Origin of the sequence: Paraburkholderia xenovorans LB400 (assembly GCF_000013645.1) — a bacterium.
GTDB lineage: Bacteria > Pseudomonadota > Gammaproteobacteria > Burkholderiales > Burkholderiaceae > Paraburkholderia > Paraburkholderia xenovorans.
Window position 1 is genome coordinate 2609710 of the sequence record NC_007951.1, and the last position, 18005, is coordinate 2627714.

Below are 18005 nucleotides of genomic sequence, written 5' to 3' on the forward strand. Positions count from 1 at the left end.
ACTGCGGGTTATAGGCTTTCTCGACGAAATCCATCACGCCGATAGCCGCCTGGTGAGGTGGCGTGACGATGCCGGACGTGCTCAGGCCTCGCTATCCCACTGAACGAGCAGTTCAGCGGGAATAGCCTTCACCACTTCCGCGTACCGCTTGCCCACCAGCAGCTCAGCACGCCTGAGCAGCAACGGAACCGGACTGCTCGGCTCGCTTTTCTCAAACCACTCGCGCGCCTGCCTGATCAGTTCGAGCGCGGCATGGCGATCTACGGCGGCCGTGCCGGCGCGCTCGCCTGCGGACATATCAATATCCGCGTGTACTGTCTGCGCTTCGCGCGCGGCCGGGGAATCCCGAGTCGCATCTTCCACGCGTTGTTCGACGCTGGGCGGGTCGATCGTCGCGGTCCCGGCCTTCGCCCGCACCGGGCGCGCGTCGCCCTGCGCGACGTGCCGGAGCAACCGCGTCAGCGTCGACAGATCCGGCGCGTGCATGCCCAGGTGTTCCCGGCTCCATGCGTCGATCGCGGCCAGGCTTGCGAAGGCCTCGTCGAAACCCGTCAGCGTTTCCTGCTGCTGCGAACGCAGATCGTCGAGTTGCCGCGTCACCGATTCCGGCGCGAGCGCATCGCTCGGGCGAGGCTGCGCAAACGCCCGTTCAATGTCGCGCATCTGAAGGCGCGTCGCAGTCGACTTCGTCAACGCGATTTCGCGCACATCCGCGAGCAGGCCGTCCGCGTCCGTCAGCGCCTGCAAGGCGTTCATGCGGATTTCGAGCGCGGCCTCGCGATCCGCGTCGACGCCGGGCTGCGGGTGAATCTGCTCGGGAAACGCGGCCAGCCACGCGGCCAGCAGGCCAACGCCCTCGGCAAGACCGGCCGCGCCGCTGAGCCGGGTGCGGCAGCGCGCGAACAGCACAGCGAGGCGCATGTCCTTGCTGCGCACCATCAGACGCCGGCAGTCGCGATCGACGTCGCTCCAGTTGACGGGTTCCGGCGACCCTACGAAATCGCCGTATTGCGCTTCCTGCCTCGCGGTCATTCTCGCCGCGAGAACGACGAATTCCGGATCGTATTCGAGGTCGATCCCGCACGGCGCGGCAGCGTCCACCGGCGCCATCCAGTCATGCGACGGGGCGGCCTTGATCCGTTCGGGTTTCTGGAGGGAGGATTTTCTGCTATTGCTCATTGTTGACCTTCACACTACATGCCAGCGGATTTGCCAGGCCACGGGACCACGCCCGGCCCGGCACGCATTCCGGTGACGTTCAACTGACTCGTTTCCAGATCGGGCTAACGCCTGCGCTCAAGCCTTTCCGTCGTATCGCCGTGCGGCCATTCAGTCCTGCTGCCGCGGGATAGCCGCACGGTCGGTCATCGAACGCCCCCGTGTGCCGCGCAATGTTGCGCGGGCAACGGGCTGTCGAGTCCCAACGTATGGTGTTCGCGCCGCGCCAACGCGGGCGGCAACACGCGCGCGCGCCGCGCGGCTGCGGCGAGATACTCTTCCGGCGCGAAAAGAGCCAGAACTTCGGGCACTGGCTCCGCCGCCGCAAAATCAGCTTCGTGGTCCGCGGCGAGCGGGCCGAAGACGTCCTCCACGAAACGCGCACCGGACAGAAACGCCTCGATCGAGCCGACGTGCGGCGGTTGGGCTGCGGCTGACGCTTCGTCGTGCGAGGCCGGCTGCACGCCGGTCGAAAACACCGGCTGCCCTTCCCACCCCACGGCGAGCGACGCATGGGGATCGTCGAGCGCGCGGCGATACTGCTCGTGCAGCACCTCGATCAGATCCACGGCGCCCTGCTCCACGCCGTCGCTTTCCTGCCGCGGCTCGCCGCTCTCCGATGCCAGCGCGGCGCCGATCAGGCCGAAGATCGCATTGCGGCCGCGCAGATCTTCATCAACGCCGTGCTCGGAATCGGATTCGTGGACGCCCGGATGATCGCCCTCTGCCTCGCGGCCGAAGCGGCTGTTTCGCGACAGTTCGCATTCCGCTTCTGCCGCGCCTGGTTCGATGCGAGCGGACGCATCGACGTCACGCCTGATAAGTCTGCTTGCCCACATGTCATTACCCATGCTTTCCTGATTGGCGGGAGTCGTATTCTAAACAAAATTGGCAAGCATCTTCCCACTCAATATGAATAAATGTGATTTCTACGATTATTCTTATTTTCAAAATAAAAAATTAGGAATCAATCCGTTCACGAACGTAATTTTTCAACATTTCATGATTTCCATCACGATTTCCAGATAAATAACAAATTCAATATCCATCATCAAAACAAGATGTTATAGATCGAAGTCGGTCGGATTAGGGCTTGCCCGACGAATTATCCGAAGCCACCCATGAAATTTCCCAATGTTGGTCATTTGCAAGTTTTTCGGCTGGCGTCAATTGACGGACCATGCAGTTCAAGTGCTTAATATGCCCCAGACAATTTGATTGAATTAAAGGAATACGGGGACTTCATAATGCGAATCCGATTCGAAATCAACCGGATCAGATAGCTTATAAGACTTATTCCTGACCGGGTTTCGCGCAAATCAGCAATTACATTGCCCGCGCCGGTTGAAAGTAAAAAACCAAAAACAACGAATCAGAGAAACCACATGGCGATTTCACGTCAGGCGCTTTTCGGCAAGCTTGGAACCACGCTGTACAGAAGCATCGAGTCCGCCACGGCCTTTTGCAAGCTGCGCGGCAACCCTTATATCGAGCTCGTGCACTGGCTGCATCAGTTGCTGCAACAACCCGACTCGGACCTGCATCGGCTCGTGCGGCATTGCGGTATCGAGCGCGAAACACTGGATCGCGATATGGCCCGCGCGCTGGCCGCGCTGCCGGCAGGCGCCAGTTCGATCAGCGATTTCTCGCATCACGTGGAACTGGCCGTCGAGCGGGCCTGGGTGCTCGCCACGCTCAGCTTCAATGACCGGCGTATCCGCAGCGCCTGGCTCGTCGCCGCACTCGTGCAGACGCCGGAATTGCGCCGCGTGCTGCTTTCCATCTCGCCGGCGTTCGGCAAGCTATCTGTCGTGGGTCTGGACGAAGCGCTGCCGGCCTATATGGAGAATTCGCCCGAAGCCGCCGAGGCGCCCTACGACAACAGCAATTTTTCAACCGCGGTGCCGGGCGAGGCTTCTCACGCCCTTCCCGCGCAATCGAAAGGGTCGCCGCTCGAACAGTTCTGCACCGACCTCACCGTGCGTGCGCACAGCGGCGAAATCGATCCGGTGGTCGGCCGCGAACTGGAAATTCGCACCATGATCGACGTGCTGCTGCGCCGGCGCCAGAACAATCCGTTGCTGACCGGCGAGGCCGGCGTCGGCAAGACCGCGGTCGTCGAAGGGCTCGCCTGCGCGATCGCCACCGGCAACGTGCCGCCCAGGCTGGTGGGCGTGCGCCTCCTGAGCCTCGACGTGGGCGCGCTGCTCGCCGGCGCCAGCATGAAGGGCGAATTCGAGTTGCGTTTGAGAGGCGTGCTGGAAGCCGCGCTGAAGTCGGCCGTACCGGTGATCCTGTTCGTCGACGAAATCCATACGCTGATCGGCGCGGGCGGCCAGGCCGGCACGGGCGACGCGGCCAATCTGCTGAAACCCGCGCTCGCGCGCGGCGCGATCCGCATGATCGGCGCGACCACCTGGGCGGAATACAAACGGCACATCGAAAAAGACGCGGCGCTCACGCGGCGCTTCCAGGTCCTGCAGGTGCGGCAGCCGCAGGAACCGGCGGCGATCGACATGGTGCGCGGCCTCGCGAACACGTTCTCGCGGCATCACGGCGTTGTCGTGCGTGACCAGGCGATCCGCGCGGCGGTGAGGCTGTCGCATCGCTACATTCCCTCCCGCCAGTTGCCGGACAAGGCAATCAGTCTTCTCGACACGGCGTGCGCGCGCGTCGCGCTTTCGCAGCATGCACCGCCGCGAGAATTGCAGGACGCGCGTCAACGCGTGCTGGCCGCGCGCGTCGAAAGCGAGTTGCTCGTCGCGGAATCGCGTATCGGGCTCGATACCGCGAGCGCATTGGCGGCGGCCCGAACGCGCATCGGCGAACTGGTCGCTGTCGAAGAGCGCATCGAAGCGCGCTGGAAAGCACAACTCGCGGCGGCGCAAGCCTTGCTCGCCGCCCGTGATGCGGCGCTCGGGGCCGATCACGGCGCGCCGCACACCGGCGCGAACAGTGACGCATGCGCGTCGCCCGATTCGCTCAAGGATCTGGAGCGCGCCCTCACGCAATTGCAGGGCGATGCGCCGCTGGTGTTTCCCGAGGTGAGCGAAGCAATCGTCGCCGAAGTGGTATCGGATTGGACCGGCATTCCCGTGGGCCGCATGGTCACCGACGAAGTGGCCGCCGTGCAATCACTGCCCGCCACGCTCGAAGCCCGCGTGATCGGCCAGCCCGATGCATTGCGTCAGATCGGCGAGCGGGTGCAAACCGCACGCGCCGGGCTCACGGATCCGAAGAAGCCGCTCGGCGTATTCCTGCTCGCGGGCCCTTCCGGTGTGGGCAAGACCGAGACGGCGCTCGCCCTCGCGGAGGCGCTCTACGGCGGCGAGCAGAACCTGATCACCGTCAATATGAGCGAGTACCAGGAGGCGCACACGGTCTCCGGACTGAAAGGCGCCCCGCCCGGCTATGTCGGCTACGGCGAAGGCGGTGTGCTCACGGAAGCCGTGCGGCGGCGCCCCTATTCCGTGGTGCTGCTCGACGAAATCGAGAAAGCCCATCGCGACGTGCACGAAATGTTCTTCCAGGTGTTCGACAAAGGCTATATGGAAGACGGCGACGGCCGCTATATCGATTTCCGCAACACCACGATCCTGCTCACGAGCAACGCCGGCTCGGAGCTGATCGCGAGCCTGTGCGCGGACGCGCCGCTCCCGCCCGATGCCGAAGGTCTGCGCGAAGCTCTCACGCCCGCGTTGCTCAACGCATTTCCCGCGGCGTTTCTCGGCCGCGTCACCGTGGTGCCGTACCGGCCGCTCGCGCATGAATCGCTTGCGCGCATCGTGCGGCTGCATCTGGACCGCGTCGTCACTCGCATGGCGCAGGTTCACGACATTGCGCTTGCCTACAGCGGGCAAGTGGTCGACTACATCGTTGGCAGATGCCTGGTTCAGGAAACCGGAGCCCGCGTGCTGATTGGCTTTATCGAACAACACGTGCTGCCGCGCCTTTCCGCGTTATGGCTCGACGCGTTGGCGTCGAAACAGCCCATCACGCGTATTGAAATCGGCGTGGTCGACGCCAGCGCGCCACCCACTGCCGCTCTCGCTTTCCCCTGCACGTATGCGCATGCCCCGGCAATGCCGGCAGCAGCCGCAACGCCGTCCACCCTTTCCGTCGCGCAGGTTGACTGAACGCTGCCGACTCTTCACCACCCGTTCACGGAGACCTCCATGTCCGTTCCCAGCAGTTCGCAGAAATTCATCGCGCTCAATCGGGCGCCACGTGTGCAGATCGAGTACGACGTCGAAGTCTACGGCTCCGAGAAGAAAGTCGAATTGCCGTTCGTCATGGGCGTGCTGTCCGACCTCTCCGGCAAGCCCGTCGAAGCGCTGCCGCCGGTCGCCGAGCGCGGTTTCCTCGATATCGATATCGACAATTTCGACGAGCGGATGAAGGCGATCGGCCCGCGCGTCGCATTCGCCGTGCCGAACACGCTTTCGGGCGACGGACAACTGGTGGTGGATATGACTTTCGAGAGCATTGAAGACTTCTCGCCGGCAGCCGTCGCCCGCAAGGTCGATTCGCTGCGGCAACTGCTCGAAGCGCGCACGCAACTCGCCAACCTGCAAACGTATATGGACGGCAAGTCCGGTGCGGAATCGCTCGTCAACAGGCTGCTGCAGGATCCGGCGTTGCTGAAATCGCTCGCGGCCACGCCGAAGCCGCAGGTTGCGCACACCGCCGGCGACACAGTAGAACCCGCGGACGCGACCCGCTGATCGAGCGGACAGAACAGACTCAGAGGACATAACATGGCAAAACAGCAAATACAGGCCGCCGCCGCGGACGTACATACGCAGTCCGACTTTACCCAGCTGCTCAACCAGGAATTCAGGCCGAAAACCGAACAGGCTCGCGAGGCTGTCGAACACGCCGTGCAAACCCTCGCCGAGCAGGCGTTGCTGCAGTCGGCCACGATCAGCGACGACGCGTACAAGAGTATCGAGGCGATCATCGCCCAGATCGATCACAAGCTTTCCGAACAGATCAATCTGATTCTGCACCATGCCGAGTTCCAGAAACTGGAGTCGGCCTGGCGTGGCATGCACCATCTGGTCTCCAACACCGAAACCGACGAACGCCTGAAGATCCGCTTCATGGATGTGTCGAAAGACGAGTTGCGGCGCACGATGAAACGCTACAAAGGCATTGCCTGGGATCAGAGCCCGCTCTTCAAGCAGATCTACGAAGAAGAGTATGGCCAGCTCGGCGGCGAGCCTTATGGCTGCCTCGTGGCCGACTACTATTTCGACCATACGCCGCCCGACGTCGATCTGCTCGGCTCGATCGCCAAAGTGGCCGCGGCGGCGCACACGCCGTTCATTTCCGGCGCGTCGCCTTCGGTGCTGCAGATGGAATCGTGGCAGGAGCTCGCCAATCCGCGCGACCTGACCAAGATCTTCACGCAGAACCTCGAGTACGCACCGTGGAACTCGTTGCGCAATAGCGAAGACGCGCGTTATGTCGGCCTCGCCATGCCGCGTTTCCTCGCCCGCCTGCCCTACGGCGTGAGAACCAACCCCGTCGACGAATTCGATTTCGAAGAGGACACCAACGGCTCCGATCACCGCCGCTACGCATGGGCCAACGCGGCCTATGCAATGGGTGTGAATATCAACCGTTCGTTCAAGCTGTACGGCTGGTGCTCGCTGATCCGCGGCGTCGAATCGGGCGGCACGGTCGAAAATCTGCCGTGCCACTCATTCCCCACCGACGACGGCGGCGTCGACATGAAATGCCCGACCGAGATCGCCATCTCGGACCGGCGCGAGGCCGAGTTGTCGAAGAACGGCTTCATCCCGTTGATCCACCGCAAGAACACCGATCACGCCACGTTCATCGGTGCGCAGTCCTTGCAGAAGCCGGCCGAATACTACGACGCCGACGCCACCGCGAATGCGAACCTGTCCGCGCGCCTGCCGTATCTGTTTGCCTGCTCGCGCTTCGCGCATTACCTCAAGTGCATCGTGCGCGACAAGATCGGCGCGTTCAAGGAACGCGAGGAAATGCAGCGCTGGCTGAACGAGTGGGTCATGCATTACGTCGACGCGGACCCCGCCAACTCGTCGCAGGAAACCAAGGCGCGGCGGCCGCTCGCCGCCGCCGAGGTGGTAGTGGACGAAGTGGAAGGCAACCCCGGCTACTACCAGGCGAAGTTCTTCCTGCGCCCGCACTTCCAGCTCGAAGGGCTGACGGTGTCGTTGCGCCTCGTCGCGAAACTGCCGTCCATCAAGGAAGCGGCTTGACTGACCCGTCCGGGAGCGGGCTCCTGGATGCAGACCCTGCTGGCTGTGCGAAAGCAGGTGTCCATCCGGGTGTCGCCCCGCTTTCCGTTCGTGATTCTTTACCGATTGCGATCCCGATTGCGATCCCGATTTCGATCCCGACTGCAATCCGATTCGAGGCGTTGATATGTCCGATGAAAACTACGATGTCGATGCAGCCGTCAGGTATCTGAACGCGCACGCCCATGCGGATTCCACCAGCCGATGCGCGGCCTACGTGCGGCAGGCGCTGGCGGCCGGCGGAATCGTCATTCCCCAGGGGCCGGCCGTCAATTACGCAAAAAATTACGGCCCGGTTCTGCGCGAGCATGGATTCGCCGAGGTATCCGCGAGTGAGCTGATTGCGCCGCGCAAAGGAGACACGGCCGTCATCCAGCCTTATCCCGGCGGCAATGTCGCCGGCCACATCACCATGTACAACGGCCAGCGGTGGGTCTCGGATTTTCGCCAGAACGACATGTGGGGCGGACCGGGCTATCGCCAGCACAAGCCTGCGTACAAGGTGTATCGCTGGCAGGGGGCGCAATGACGCGATGGCGAGCCTGCGCGTTAGCGGCGATGGCATGGGCGGTTCTCGGCGTGCATCCGGCGCTTGCACAAAGCGCCGATTCGGCGAAGCGGTTTCTGCAAGGCCTCTATGGCGCCTATACGTTCAACGGCGATCCTCCCGGCATTGAAGCGTCCGGCGCCCGCGCCATTGCCTCGCCGTCGCTCCTGCAATTGATCAGGAAAGACCAGCGCGCATTGAACGGAGAGGCCGGCTATCTGGACATGGATCCGCTGTGCCGCTGCCAGGACTTCGACGTGAAAACGACCGGCGTCGACGTCACGCTGGAGAAGCACCACAAGGCGAAGGCTGTCGTGACGTTCACGAACTTCAGGGAGCCGCGCAAGGTGGAGTTCGATCTGCTTTGGGTTCGTGGCAAATGGCTGATCGACGATATCAGGGGCAGCGACGATCGGCGCGGTCTTCGCGAGGCCCTGCAGACAGAGATTGCCGATCTGGCCAGCAAGTAGTGGGAACCGGCTGTAGATATTCAACATCAAGGAGCTTTTTAGATGGCACAAGACATTTTTCTCAAGATCAACGGCATCGACGGAGAATCGCCGGACGCTGCGCACAAGAACGAGATCGAGGTGAAGAGCTGGGGCTGGCGCGTGTCCCAGCAGGCGAACATGCATGCGGGCTCCGGTGGCGGCGCGGGAAAGGCCACGGTGGATGACCTCGAGTTCGAACACCTCGTGGATCGGGCAAGCCCGAACCTGATGAAATACTGCCTGACGGGCAAGCACGTCGACCAGGCTGTGCTGGTGGTGCGCAAAGCCGGTGGCAATCCGCTCGAATTTCTGAAGATCACCATGAGCGATGTGATCGTCACTCAGGTTCATCCGTCCGGCAGCAACGGCGACGACGGTATTCGCGAGCACGTTCGCCTGTCGTTTGCGAAGGTCAGGCAGGAATACGTGGTTCAGAACGCACAAGGCGGTAGCGGCGGCGCCGTGACGGCCGGGTACGACATCAAGGGCAACAAGGAGGCTTAAGCCAGCTTAAGCCGACCTGCCGCCCATTGCCCAGGCAGGCGTCCCGGCCCGCCTGGGCCTTTCCGGTTTGCTGCCCTGCTGCCGCTTCTATCGCGCCTCATTTTGCGTTGCCCAATGCGTCTCATCACCCTTGTTATCGCTCTCGCTTTTGCCTCCGCGCTGACCGCGTGCGCCAGCAGCGATCCAAAGACCGCGAAGGAACCCGTCAAGCTCGAACTGTCGGTGGTGGCGTCCGCGGGCGTCAATCCGGACGACCAGAAGCGCGCGGCGCCGATCGTCGTGCGCGTCTATGAATTGAAAACCGACGGCGCATTCAATTCCGCCGACTTTTTTTCATTGCAGGACAAGGACAAAACCGTTCTCGCGGAGGATCTGGTGACGCGGACGCAATTCCAGTTGCGGCCAGGGGAGAGCAGATCGATCCGCACGAGAGCCGATCCCGCAACGACCGTCGTCGGGGTGCTCGCGGCCTACCGGGATCTGCCCAACTCGGTATGGCGCGCGGTCTATCCGCTGCCGGCGGCGCCGGACGCCGCCTGGTACCGCAACGCGCCCAAACTGAAACTGACCATCGATCTTGAAGCGAACGCAATCAGGATTACCGAGATTAAATAGTGGAATGAACGCATGAGCTGGCACAACAAAGTCGTCTGGAGCGAGGGGCTTTTTCTGCGCCCGCAGCTTTTCCAGCAGCAGGAGCGGTACCTCGAACATTACGCGCACCGGCGCGCGGCCACCCTGTCGCCGTTTTTCTTCGGCTTCAGTCATTACAGCCTCGATAGCGAGGCACTGGCGCTCGGCAAGGTAATCGTGAAGTCGGCCAGCGGCGTGTTCGCGGACGGCACGCCGTTCGATACGCCCGGCAGCACGCCGCCGCCCGCGCCGCTCACCATCCGCGCGGAACATCTCGATCAACTGATCTATCTCGCCGTGCCTGTGCGCGTGCCGAACGCCGAAGAGACGACGTTCGACAACGCCGCCGACTCGCTTGCCCGCAACTTCGTGTTCGACACCGAGCTGCGCGATACGAATTCGATCGGACAAGGCCCGAAGACCGTGCAGTTGTCGAATCTGCGGCTGCGCCTCGTGCCCGAGAAGGAACTGACCGACGCATGGATCGGACTCGCGCTGACACGCGTGAAGACGATTCGCGCGGACAGCAGCATCGTTCTGGACGATACATTGATTCCGCCGGTGGCGGGCTTCGGCGCAAGCGAGCTGCTCACGAGCTGGCTCGCGAAGATTCACGAGCTCACGCGCCTGCGTGCAAACTCGCTCGCAATCCGGCTGACCGGCGCCAACGGCAACGCCGGCACCACGGCGGAAGTCTCCGACTATCTGCTGTTGCAAACGCTCAACCGTTACGAGCCGTTGCTTCAGCATCTGCGGCGGGTGCCGACCACCTCGCCGGCGGATCTGTACGCGCTGCTGCTCAGCATGGCAGGAGAACTGTCGACCTACCTGCGCACCGACAGCCGGCGTCCGCTCGACTCCCATCCCGCCTATCAGCACAGCACGCCGCATCTCTGCCTGAAGCCTCTGGTGGACGACACGCACGTGCTGCTCAATGCGGTGCTGGTGCGTAGCGCGCAGAGCATCGAACTGAAGGAACTGGGACACGGCATGCGCAACGCCGTGGTCGATCCCGTCGACATGGCCGGCTTCACCGCGGTGGTGCTCGCGGTGCACGCCGCGATGCCGCCCGACCTGCTCCAGCAACAGTTTGCCGCCCAGGCGAAAGCCGGTCCTTCTGAACGGCTGCCGGATCTGGTGCGCGGACATCTGCCGGGCATCACGCTGCAGGCGTTGCCGGTGCCGCCGCGACAGATCCCGTTCAACGCGGGCTTCGTCTATTACGAGCTCGCGCGAAGCGGTCCGTTGTGGGACGAGGTGGCGCGGCACGGCGGACTCGCCCTGCACGTGGCCGGCGAGTTCCCGTCGCTGAAGCTCGAACTGTGGGGCGTGCGCAGCTAACACGCATGAGCCGGTAGCAGGCCGCGCGAACTGCTCGTGCCTCGAATCGGCAGGGGCCACAAACATCCAGAGAATAAAGGTCAGTCAGTGAATTCAGAAGCAGCGAACCGTTCAGGCGAGCGTGATCCGTGGTCCGGCGACCAGGGCCGCATACCGGCTCCCGTCTCGCGTGCCGCGCCGGATGGAGCGTCTTCACGAGGCGCGGGCGCGGCGCCGTCTGACCCGCCTCCTCATCGGGATGTACCGCCGGGTGAATCGGCTGCGGAGCGCCTTGCGGCCATCAGGGCGGCGCGCAACCCGCTGCTCGAAGCAGCTCGCCCATTGCTGCGAGCCCTGGCGGACCTGCCCGTGCAGTTGAAACGGGACGAGATAGAACAGCTGCGCATGCTGCTGGAGCAGGAAGTGCGGATGTTCCAGAAACTCTGCGACCAGATCAGCATCCGCCGCGATCATATGCTCGGCGCACGCTATTGTCTGTGTACGGCGCTCGACGAGGCCGCGATGCAAACGGTATGGGGCAAAGGCGGAGAGACCGGCGTCGAGTGGAATACCAACGGACTCGCCACGCTTTTCCACGAAGACCGGCAAGGCGGCACCAAAGTCTATCTGCTGATCGGGCGGCTGATGAGCGATTCGCACGAACATCTCGACCTGCTCGAACTCATTTACCGGATTCTTAGCCTGGGCTTCGAAGGCCGCTACCGCTACGAGGCCGATGGGCGACGCAAACATGAAACCGTGCGTCAGCGGCTCTACAACGAGATCATGACGCGGCGCGGGAGTCTCGCCGTCGCGCTGTCGCCGCACTGGCAATCGCACGTAAAGGGCAGGCGCGTGTCGTTCTTCGACTTCCCGGTATGGGTCACGCTCGCCGTTCTGTCAGTCATCCTGATCGGTCTGTTCGGCTATTTCAAATACGAACTGCTGAACCGGAGCGCGGAGGTGCGCAAACAGATCGCCGACATCGGGCGCATGACGCCGCCTGTCACGCGCGCACTGCATCTCAAGGAACTGTTGAAGAACGAGATCGCCGCGGGCACCGTGAGCGTCGACGAAGACGCGCATCACAGTTCGGTGACGTTCCGCGGAGATTCGATGTTCCCGCCGGGAGCGGCGGCGGTGAAGACCTCGATGACGCCGTTGATCACGAAGATCGCGGGCGAAATTGCCAAGGTGCCGGGCAAGGTGACGGTGTTGGGATACACCGACAACGTGCCGATAAAAAGCCGTCAGTTCGCATCGAACGCAGCGCTCTCCGAAGAGCGCGCGACGCAGATCATGCAGATGCTTCAGACAGCGGGCGTGCCAGCGGTCCGGCTCGAAGCCGTGGGCAGGGGCGACGCCGATCCGATCGGGGATAACACGACCGTGCAGGGGCGCGCGCAGAATCGCCGCGTCGAAATCACGGTCGCGCAATAGCCGCTGAAGAAACGCCCGCCATAACGTCAAAGCAATAGCGGGTCAAAAAGGCCACTCGGGAAATTCAAGCATGAAGAAGTTGACGTTGCCCGCGAATTTCGGATCCCTTAGCTGAGTGAGATTATGCCACCCGTTGGTTCTGGGCAGCGTACCAGTCCCGCTCGAACTGCATCGGACTGACGTAGCCCAACGTCGAGTGCAAGCGCGAATGATTGTAGAAGCTCAACCAGTCGATTACCTCGTCCATCGCTTCCCGACGCGTTGCAAAGCGCTGGCCAAGGATGCGTGCTCGCTTGAGCGATCCCCACAAGCTCTCGGTCGGCGCGTTGTCCCAACAATTTCCTCGACGGCTCATCGAGCTGCGCATGCCGTAGCCCTTAAGCAGGTCCTGGAAGTCACGACTGCAATACTGGCTACCGCGGTCGCTATGGACGATCAGGCCCGCTTCCGGCCGGCGGCGAAACCACGCCATACGCAGCGCGTCAGACACCAGCTCCGTGCGCATGTGCGGCTGCATCGACCAGCCCACCACCTGACGGCTGAACAGGTCGAGGATGACGGTCAGAAACAGCCAACCCTCGTCCGTCCAGATGTACGTGATGTCCGTAGTCCAGACCTGATCTGGACGCGCGGGAGAGAAGTCTCGTTGCAGCAGGTCCGGCGCGACCGGCAGGCTGTGGTTGCTGTCGGTCGTGACCTTGAACCGGCGTTTGGTCTTCGCCCTGATGCCGTGCAGCTTCATGAGCTGTTGGACACGATCCTTGCTGACGCGAATGCCCTGGGCCAGCAACTTCTTCCACACGCGCGGCCAGCCGTACTCGCCTTTGGATTCAGCGTGCACGGCCTTGATGTGCACCAGCAGAGCGTCGTTGCTGATGCGTCGGCGCGCTCGGTCAGTATCGACATCCCGCGCCTTGCGCGCGTGGTAACCGCTGGGGCTGACACCCAGCACCTGGCAGGTCAGGGACACCGGCCATTGTCGGCTGTGAAGCTCGATCCAGGCGTACTTCATGCCGACACCTTTGCAAAGTACGCCGTGGCTTTTTCCAATATGTCGCGCTCCATTTTCACGCGTGCCAACTCCGCGCGCAGCCGGGCAATCTCCATCTGTTCAGGAGAAACCTGTTTGCCTGCGCCGTTCAGCTTCCCAGCGGCATCGGCCTTAACCCAGTTGTGCAGCGTCTTCGGGCTGATACCCAGTATCTTCGCCACCGCCGCCATGCTCTGGCCGCCGCGGACCATGCGCACGGCTTCCAGCATGAATTCCCGCGTATATCGGGCTCTCGGATTACCCATCTTTCCTTCCTCCTTGCGTGAGTTTTACACACTCAGCAAGGGATCCATTTTTTGCGGGCAAGCTCAAGTTGTCGTTTCTGGTATCGCGCCAGTTCCTCGCACTCGTCGCGCTGCTCGTCGTCGCGCTGGTGATCTGGTTTGTCGGTCCCCTCGTGGCGTTCGGCGGCATGAAGCCGCTCGCCACCGTCGGCATGCGCGTGCTGGTGATCGCGCTCATGCTGGCCGGCGTGCTGCTATGGCTGGCCGGCTGGTCCCCCAGTGTGTTCTTCGTGGCGCTACTGTGTCTGCTGATCTGGCAGGCCTCGCCGCTTCTCGCGTTCGGCCGTGAACAGCCGTTCATGCCCGCCTCGGCGCGCGTTATCGCGATTGCACTCGTACTGGCGATATTCGTCGTGTACTGGGCATTCCGGCTCTGGCAAAAAATGCGTAGCGACGCGCAGTTCCTCAAGAGCCTGCTCGAATTCGGCGGCAGGAAAGAGGCCTCGCCCGCGGCGGAGCAACTGGCGAACGTGCAGGCGATCGTATCCGGCGCGCTGGCGCGCCTGAAGGCAATGCGCACCGGAGCGCGCGGAATCGGGCGGCTGTTTCAGGGCAAACGCTACCTGTACGAACTGCCGTGGTACATCACGCTCGGTTCGCGGGGCTCCGGCAAGACGACCGCCTTGCTCAATGCGGGATTGTCGTTTCCCGTCGCGGCGCAGATGCAGCGCACCATCGGCGCGCTTGCCGGCACCGAGTCAGTCGACTGGTGGCTGACCAACGACGCAGTGCTGATCGATACCGCGGGTCACTATACGCGGCACGGCACCTCGCAGCGTGAACGCCTGTCGTCGACGCTCGCTGCCGCGGCCGCAAAGTCTGCTGACAAGGCGAAGGCTGCGTCGAAGAATGAAAACGCGAGCGACAAGGGCAAAACAGCCGTGGCGTTCTCCGCGCAAGCCGGCGCGGCGGCAGGCTCCAGCCCGGGCAATCCGGATGCGGCCCGGTTGCACGAGAAAACCGATGCGGACGAATGGTTCGGCTTTCTGGCGCTGCTGCGCAAGCACCGGCCGCGCGCGCCGATCAACGGCGCAATACTGACCCTGGAACTTGCCACGCTGACGGGGCTGGACGAGAACGCGCGCATGGCCGAAGCCGCCGCGTTGCGCGGCCGTCTCGCGGAGCTGCGCGAAACGCTAGGCATCCGCTTTCCGGTTTATCTGGTCATCACCAAAATGGACCGGCTGAGCGGCTTCAATGAATACTTCGCTTCATTGCCGGCCGAGGGGCGTGCCCAGTCCTGGGGCTTTACCCTGCCCTACGGCAAGGAAACCATTGCGGCCCAGGGCGTGCGCACTCGCTGCGAAGAGGAACTCGGCCTATTGGCAACCCGTCTGGCCGACGGCGTCAACACGCGTTTGCAGGACGAATTCGATTCGACCCGACGCCGGCAGCTTGTCGCGCTATCCGAAGAGTTTGCCGCGCTGTCGCAGCCGCTCGGCGAGTTGATCGAACGCGTGTTCCTCGACTCGCGTTACGACGACACGCAGCTTCACGCCACCCTGCGCGGCGTCTATTTCACGAGCGCGCTTCAAGCCGGCGACACGCTGGTCGCCGAGCGGCGGACAATCGCACAGCGGCTGGCGGCGTCGTTCGATCGGGTGGCGGGCGCGCGCGCGTCCAGACCGGGCGGCAATCAGAGCTACTTCCTGCACGACCTGCTCACCAGAGTGGTATTCGCCGAGTCGCAGCTCGTGCGGCCCAACCTGCGCTGGGAATTCCGTTTCCGTCTGCTGCGGCTCATCGGCCATGCGCTCGCCGTGCTTCTGTTCGCGTGGCTCGCAATCGGGCTGCGGTTCAGTTTCGGCCACAACAGCGACTATCTTTCGCTGATCAGCCGCAAGACCCAGGCGCTGAGCGCAAAGGTCGCGCAACTGTACAAGGAGCCGAAAGCCGAAGCGATCCCCGATACGCTCACCGAGGCGCGCTACCTGCCGGCCTTTCCGGGGCTCGACCTGGCGGACCCGGACAGCGCGTATCGTTTCGGCCTTTATACGGCACCTGAGATTGTCACCGAAAGCAGCCGCACTTACGACATGCTCGAAGACAATCTTCTGCTGCCGCAGATCGTGCGGCGTGTCGAGGACGTCATCGCGCAGGCGGTGGCAAACAGGGATTCGAAGGCGGCCTACGACGCGCTGCGTGTCTACCTGATGCTGTACGACAAGGCCAGATTCAACGCCGACGACGTGAAAGCCTGGGTGCTCAACGACTGGGCGAACACGGACAGCGCGGCGGCTTTCGGCGGCCGGGCCTCGATGATCGGGCACGTTCAGCAGCTCTTTTCAGGCAGCCGCGTGGTTCAGTCACCGTTGATCCGCAACGATTCGCTGGTGCAGCAGGCACGTTCGTTCCTGGATGGCAGCAACGCCACCGAGCGTCTGTATGAACGCGCGAGGACGGCAATGCAAAAGGAAGCGCCCGACGAATTCACGCTGATCCGCGCGGTCGGACCGCAAGCCGGACTCGTCTTCACGCGGGCGAGCGGCGCGCCGCTGTCGCGCGGCGTGCCGGGACTCTTCACCTTCGACGGATACCGCCAACTGTTCGACAAGCGCCTGCCCGAGTTCGTCGCGGCCGCGCGCGACGACGACGCCTGGGTGATGGGCCGCTCCTATCTCGGCGAGGCTCAAAAAAAAACGGCTGAATTCGTCAGCGCCGCGACCGGTGCCGACGACCCTTTGACCGACGCGATCCGCCGGCAATACCTGACGGAATACGCGCGACAGTGGGACGCGTTTCTGGGCGACATCCGCACGGTCAGCGGCACCAGTCTGCAGTTCAACCTCCAGGTGCTGCGCAGTTTCGCGGCGCCGGATTCACCGCTGGCACGGCTCGCTCGCGCGGCGGTGCGCGAGACCACGCTGACGCAACCCGCCACGGCGGCAGACGGCTCCCTCCTGCAGAAGACGACTGACCAACTCAGCCAGCAGGCGGACAGGACGCTCGGGATCCGGGCTTCGGAAATCGTCGAACGCGAGCTGGTGGATAGTCACTTCGCCGCGCTGCGCGAGGTGGTCACGGGCAACGCGGACGCCCAGACCGCCCAGGCTGCCACTGCGCAGGCCGGCAAGACCGGTCTGGACGGCGTGACGAATCTGCTGAACGACTACTATACGTCGCTGACGGTTGCCGACAACGCGCTCGCCAACAACAGCATGCCGCCGGCGAGCGACACCGCGGCGAAGCTCAAGATGACCGCCAACACCATGCCGCCGCCGTTTCGCGCCGTGTTGCTGGCGCTCGCCGGCGACGGCTCGCGCGAGGTGAATCAGGGCATCGGCCAATTGCTGTCGCGGCAGATGCAGGCGGTGGTCGGCGACACCTGCCGTCTCACGATCGAAGGCAACTATCCGTTCGCCGCCGACAGCAGGCGCGAGGTCCGTATCGACGACTTCACGCGCGTGTTCGCGCATGGCGGCATCATCGACGACTTCTTCACGAAGACGCTCGCGACATTCGTGGATACCTCGGCGAAACCCTGGCGCTACAGGACGCTGCCCGGCGCCACCGAGCCTGTCCAGGGACCGGACCTCGAACCCTTCCAGCACGCCAGGGCGATTCGCGAGATCTTCTTTGCCGATGCGGACCAGAAACAGTTGTCCTGGAAGGCCGATATCCGGGTTCCGGAGCTCGATCCGACCATCAGCGCCCTGATGATCGATATCGACGGCCAGACGCTGCTCTATCAGCATGGGCCGGTTACGCCGTTCCCGGTGACGTGGCCGGGCACACGCGGCGGGGTGCGCGCGGAGCTGACGGCCGAACCGCGCATCCGGCCGGAGACTTCGACGCTTGCGGCGGACGGTCCGTGGGCGCTGATGCGGCTGGTTCAGAAAGGACAGATCGTCGAGACCACGATACCCGGCCGCACGCGGGTTGCATTCGACTTCGACGGCCGCAAGGCCGTGCTCGATATCGCGGCGGTGGGCAGCGTCGCCAATCCGCTGACGAGCGATGTGCTGAAGACCTTCAGATGCCCGAGTTCGATGCCGACGCTCACCCTCACCGACAGCGGGCCGCCGCCGGGCCTGCCGCAGGCGGCGCCACCCGCGGCCCCGGATGCGCGCGATTGAAAACGCGCGCAAGTGCAATGGGCAGGAATGCCGACGTGACCGATGTGACCGACGTCATGGCAACCGGAAACGGCGGTCAACGCGGCATGAAAAACCGATGCGTCTTTCCGGTAGTAGACCTTTTCACGCGCTGCGCCCTTGCCCGATGAAG

The 18005-nt window shown here is 63.4% G+C and carries 13 protein-coding genes; 10 read left to right on the forward strand and 3 right to left on the reverse strand.

What is annotated here, in order from left to right:
- Window positions 1-81: 81 nt before the first annotated feature.
- Both BXE_RS11560 and BXE_RS11565 read right to left on the reverse strand, forming a co-directional pair.
- The gene (locus BXE_RS11560) at window positions 82-1110 is read right to left on the reverse strand and encodes an ImpA family type VI secretion system protein (protein WP_407668617.1); all 1029 of its coding nucleotides are present in this window, start codon (window positions 1108-1110) and stop codon (window positions 82-84) included.
- A 254-nt stretch (window positions 1111-1364) separates the two neighbouring features.
- Window positions 1365-2069, reverse strand: coding sequence for a TagK domain-containing protein (locus BXE_RS11565; protein WP_011488484.1), 705 nt, complete (start codon window positions 2067-2069; stop codon window positions 1365-1367).
- Between the two features lie 534 nt (window positions 2070-2603).
- Between BXE_RS11565 and tssH the strand changes: the two genes are divergently transcribed.
- The 9 genes from tssH (at window position 2604) to tssL (ending at window position 12443) form a co-directional block, all read left to right on the forward strand.
- Window positions 2604-5354, forward strand: coding sequence for a type VI secretion system ATPase TssH (gene tssH / locus BXE_RS11570; protein ID WP_011488485.1), 2751 nt, complete (start codon window positions 2604-2606; stop codon window positions 5352-5354).
- 39 nt (window positions 5355-5393) lie between these two features.
- The gene (tssB, locus tag BXE_RS11575) at window positions 5394-5942 is read left to right on the forward strand and encodes a type VI secretion system contractile sheath small subunit (RefSeq protein ID WP_011488486.1); all 549 of its coding nucleotides are present in this window, start codon (window positions 5394-5396) and stop codon (window positions 5940-5942) included.
- Window positions 5943-5975: 33 nt separating this feature from the next.
- Window positions 5976-7469 (forward strand): type VI secretion system contractile sheath large subunit, encoded by a 1494-nt coding sequence (gene tssC / locus BXE_RS11580; RefSeq protein WP_011488487.1) that lies wholly within the window; start codon window positions 5976-5978, stop codon window positions 7467-7469.
- A 166-nt stretch (window positions 7470-7635) separates the two neighbouring features.
- Window positions 7636-8037, forward strand: coding sequence for a hypothetical protein (locus BXE_RS11585; protein ID WP_011488488.1), 402 nt, complete (start codon window positions 7636-7638; stop codon window positions 8035-8037).
- The gene (locus tag BXE_RS11590) at window positions 8034-8525 is read left to right on the forward strand and encodes a DUF3828 domain-containing protein (protein WP_011488489.1); all 492 of its coding nucleotides are present in this window, start codon (window positions 8034-8036) and stop codon (window positions 8523-8525) included. Before BXE_RS11585 ends, BXE_RS11590 begins: the two co-directional genes overlap by 4 nt.
- Window positions 8526-8567: 42 nt before the next feature.
- On the forward strand, window positions 8568-9050 hold the full coding sequence (locus tag BXE_RS11595; RefSeq protein WP_011488490.1) for an Hcp family type VI secretion system effector: 483 nt from the start codon (window positions 8568-8570) through the stop codon (window positions 9048-9050).
- Between the two features lie 114 nt (window positions 9051-9164).
- Complete coding sequence (tssJ, locus tag BXE_RS11600) at window positions 9165-9665, forward strand: type VI secretion system lipoprotein TssJ (protein WP_011488491.1); 501 nt, start codon at window positions 9165-9167, stop codon at window positions 9663-9665.
- A gap of 12 nt (window positions 9666-9677) precedes the next feature.
- Window positions 9678-11024: a type VI secretion system baseplate subunit TssK gene (gene tssK / locus BXE_RS11605; protein ID WP_011488492.1), complete on the forward strand. Its 1347-nt coding sequence runs from the start codon at window positions 9678-9680 to the stop codon at window positions 11022-11024.
- A gap of 150 nt (window positions 11025-11174) precedes the next feature.
- Complete coding sequence (gene tssL, locus BXE_RS11610; protein ID WP_171914070.1) at window positions 11175-12443, forward strand: type VI secretion system protein TssL, long form; 1269 nt, start codon at window positions 11175-11177, stop codon at window positions 12441-12443.
- Window positions 12444-12564: 121 nt separating this feature from the next.
- On the opposite strand, the gene BXE_RS11615 is transcribed toward tssL, so the two are convergent.
- Window positions 12565-13739, reverse strand: a protein-coding gene (locus BXE_RS11615) for an IS3-like element ISBxe1 family transposase (RefSeq protein WP_085953580.1) whose coding sequence is annotated in 2 segments (ribosomal slippage) — window positions 12565-13484 and window positions 13484-13739 — 1176 coding nt in all. Because the reading frame shifts where the segments join, the coding sequence is not laid out codon by codon here.
- A 68-nt stretch (window positions 13740-13807) separates the two neighbouring features.
- Between BXE_RS11615 and tssM the strand changes: the two genes are divergently transcribed.
- A complete protein-coding gene (tssM, locus tag BXE_RS11625) occupies window positions 13808-17854 on the forward strand; it encodes a type VI secretion system membrane subunit TssM (RefSeq protein WP_038457907.1) in 4047 nt (1348 codons plus the stop codon).
- The last annotated feature ends 151 nt before the right edge of the window (window positions 17855-18005 follow it).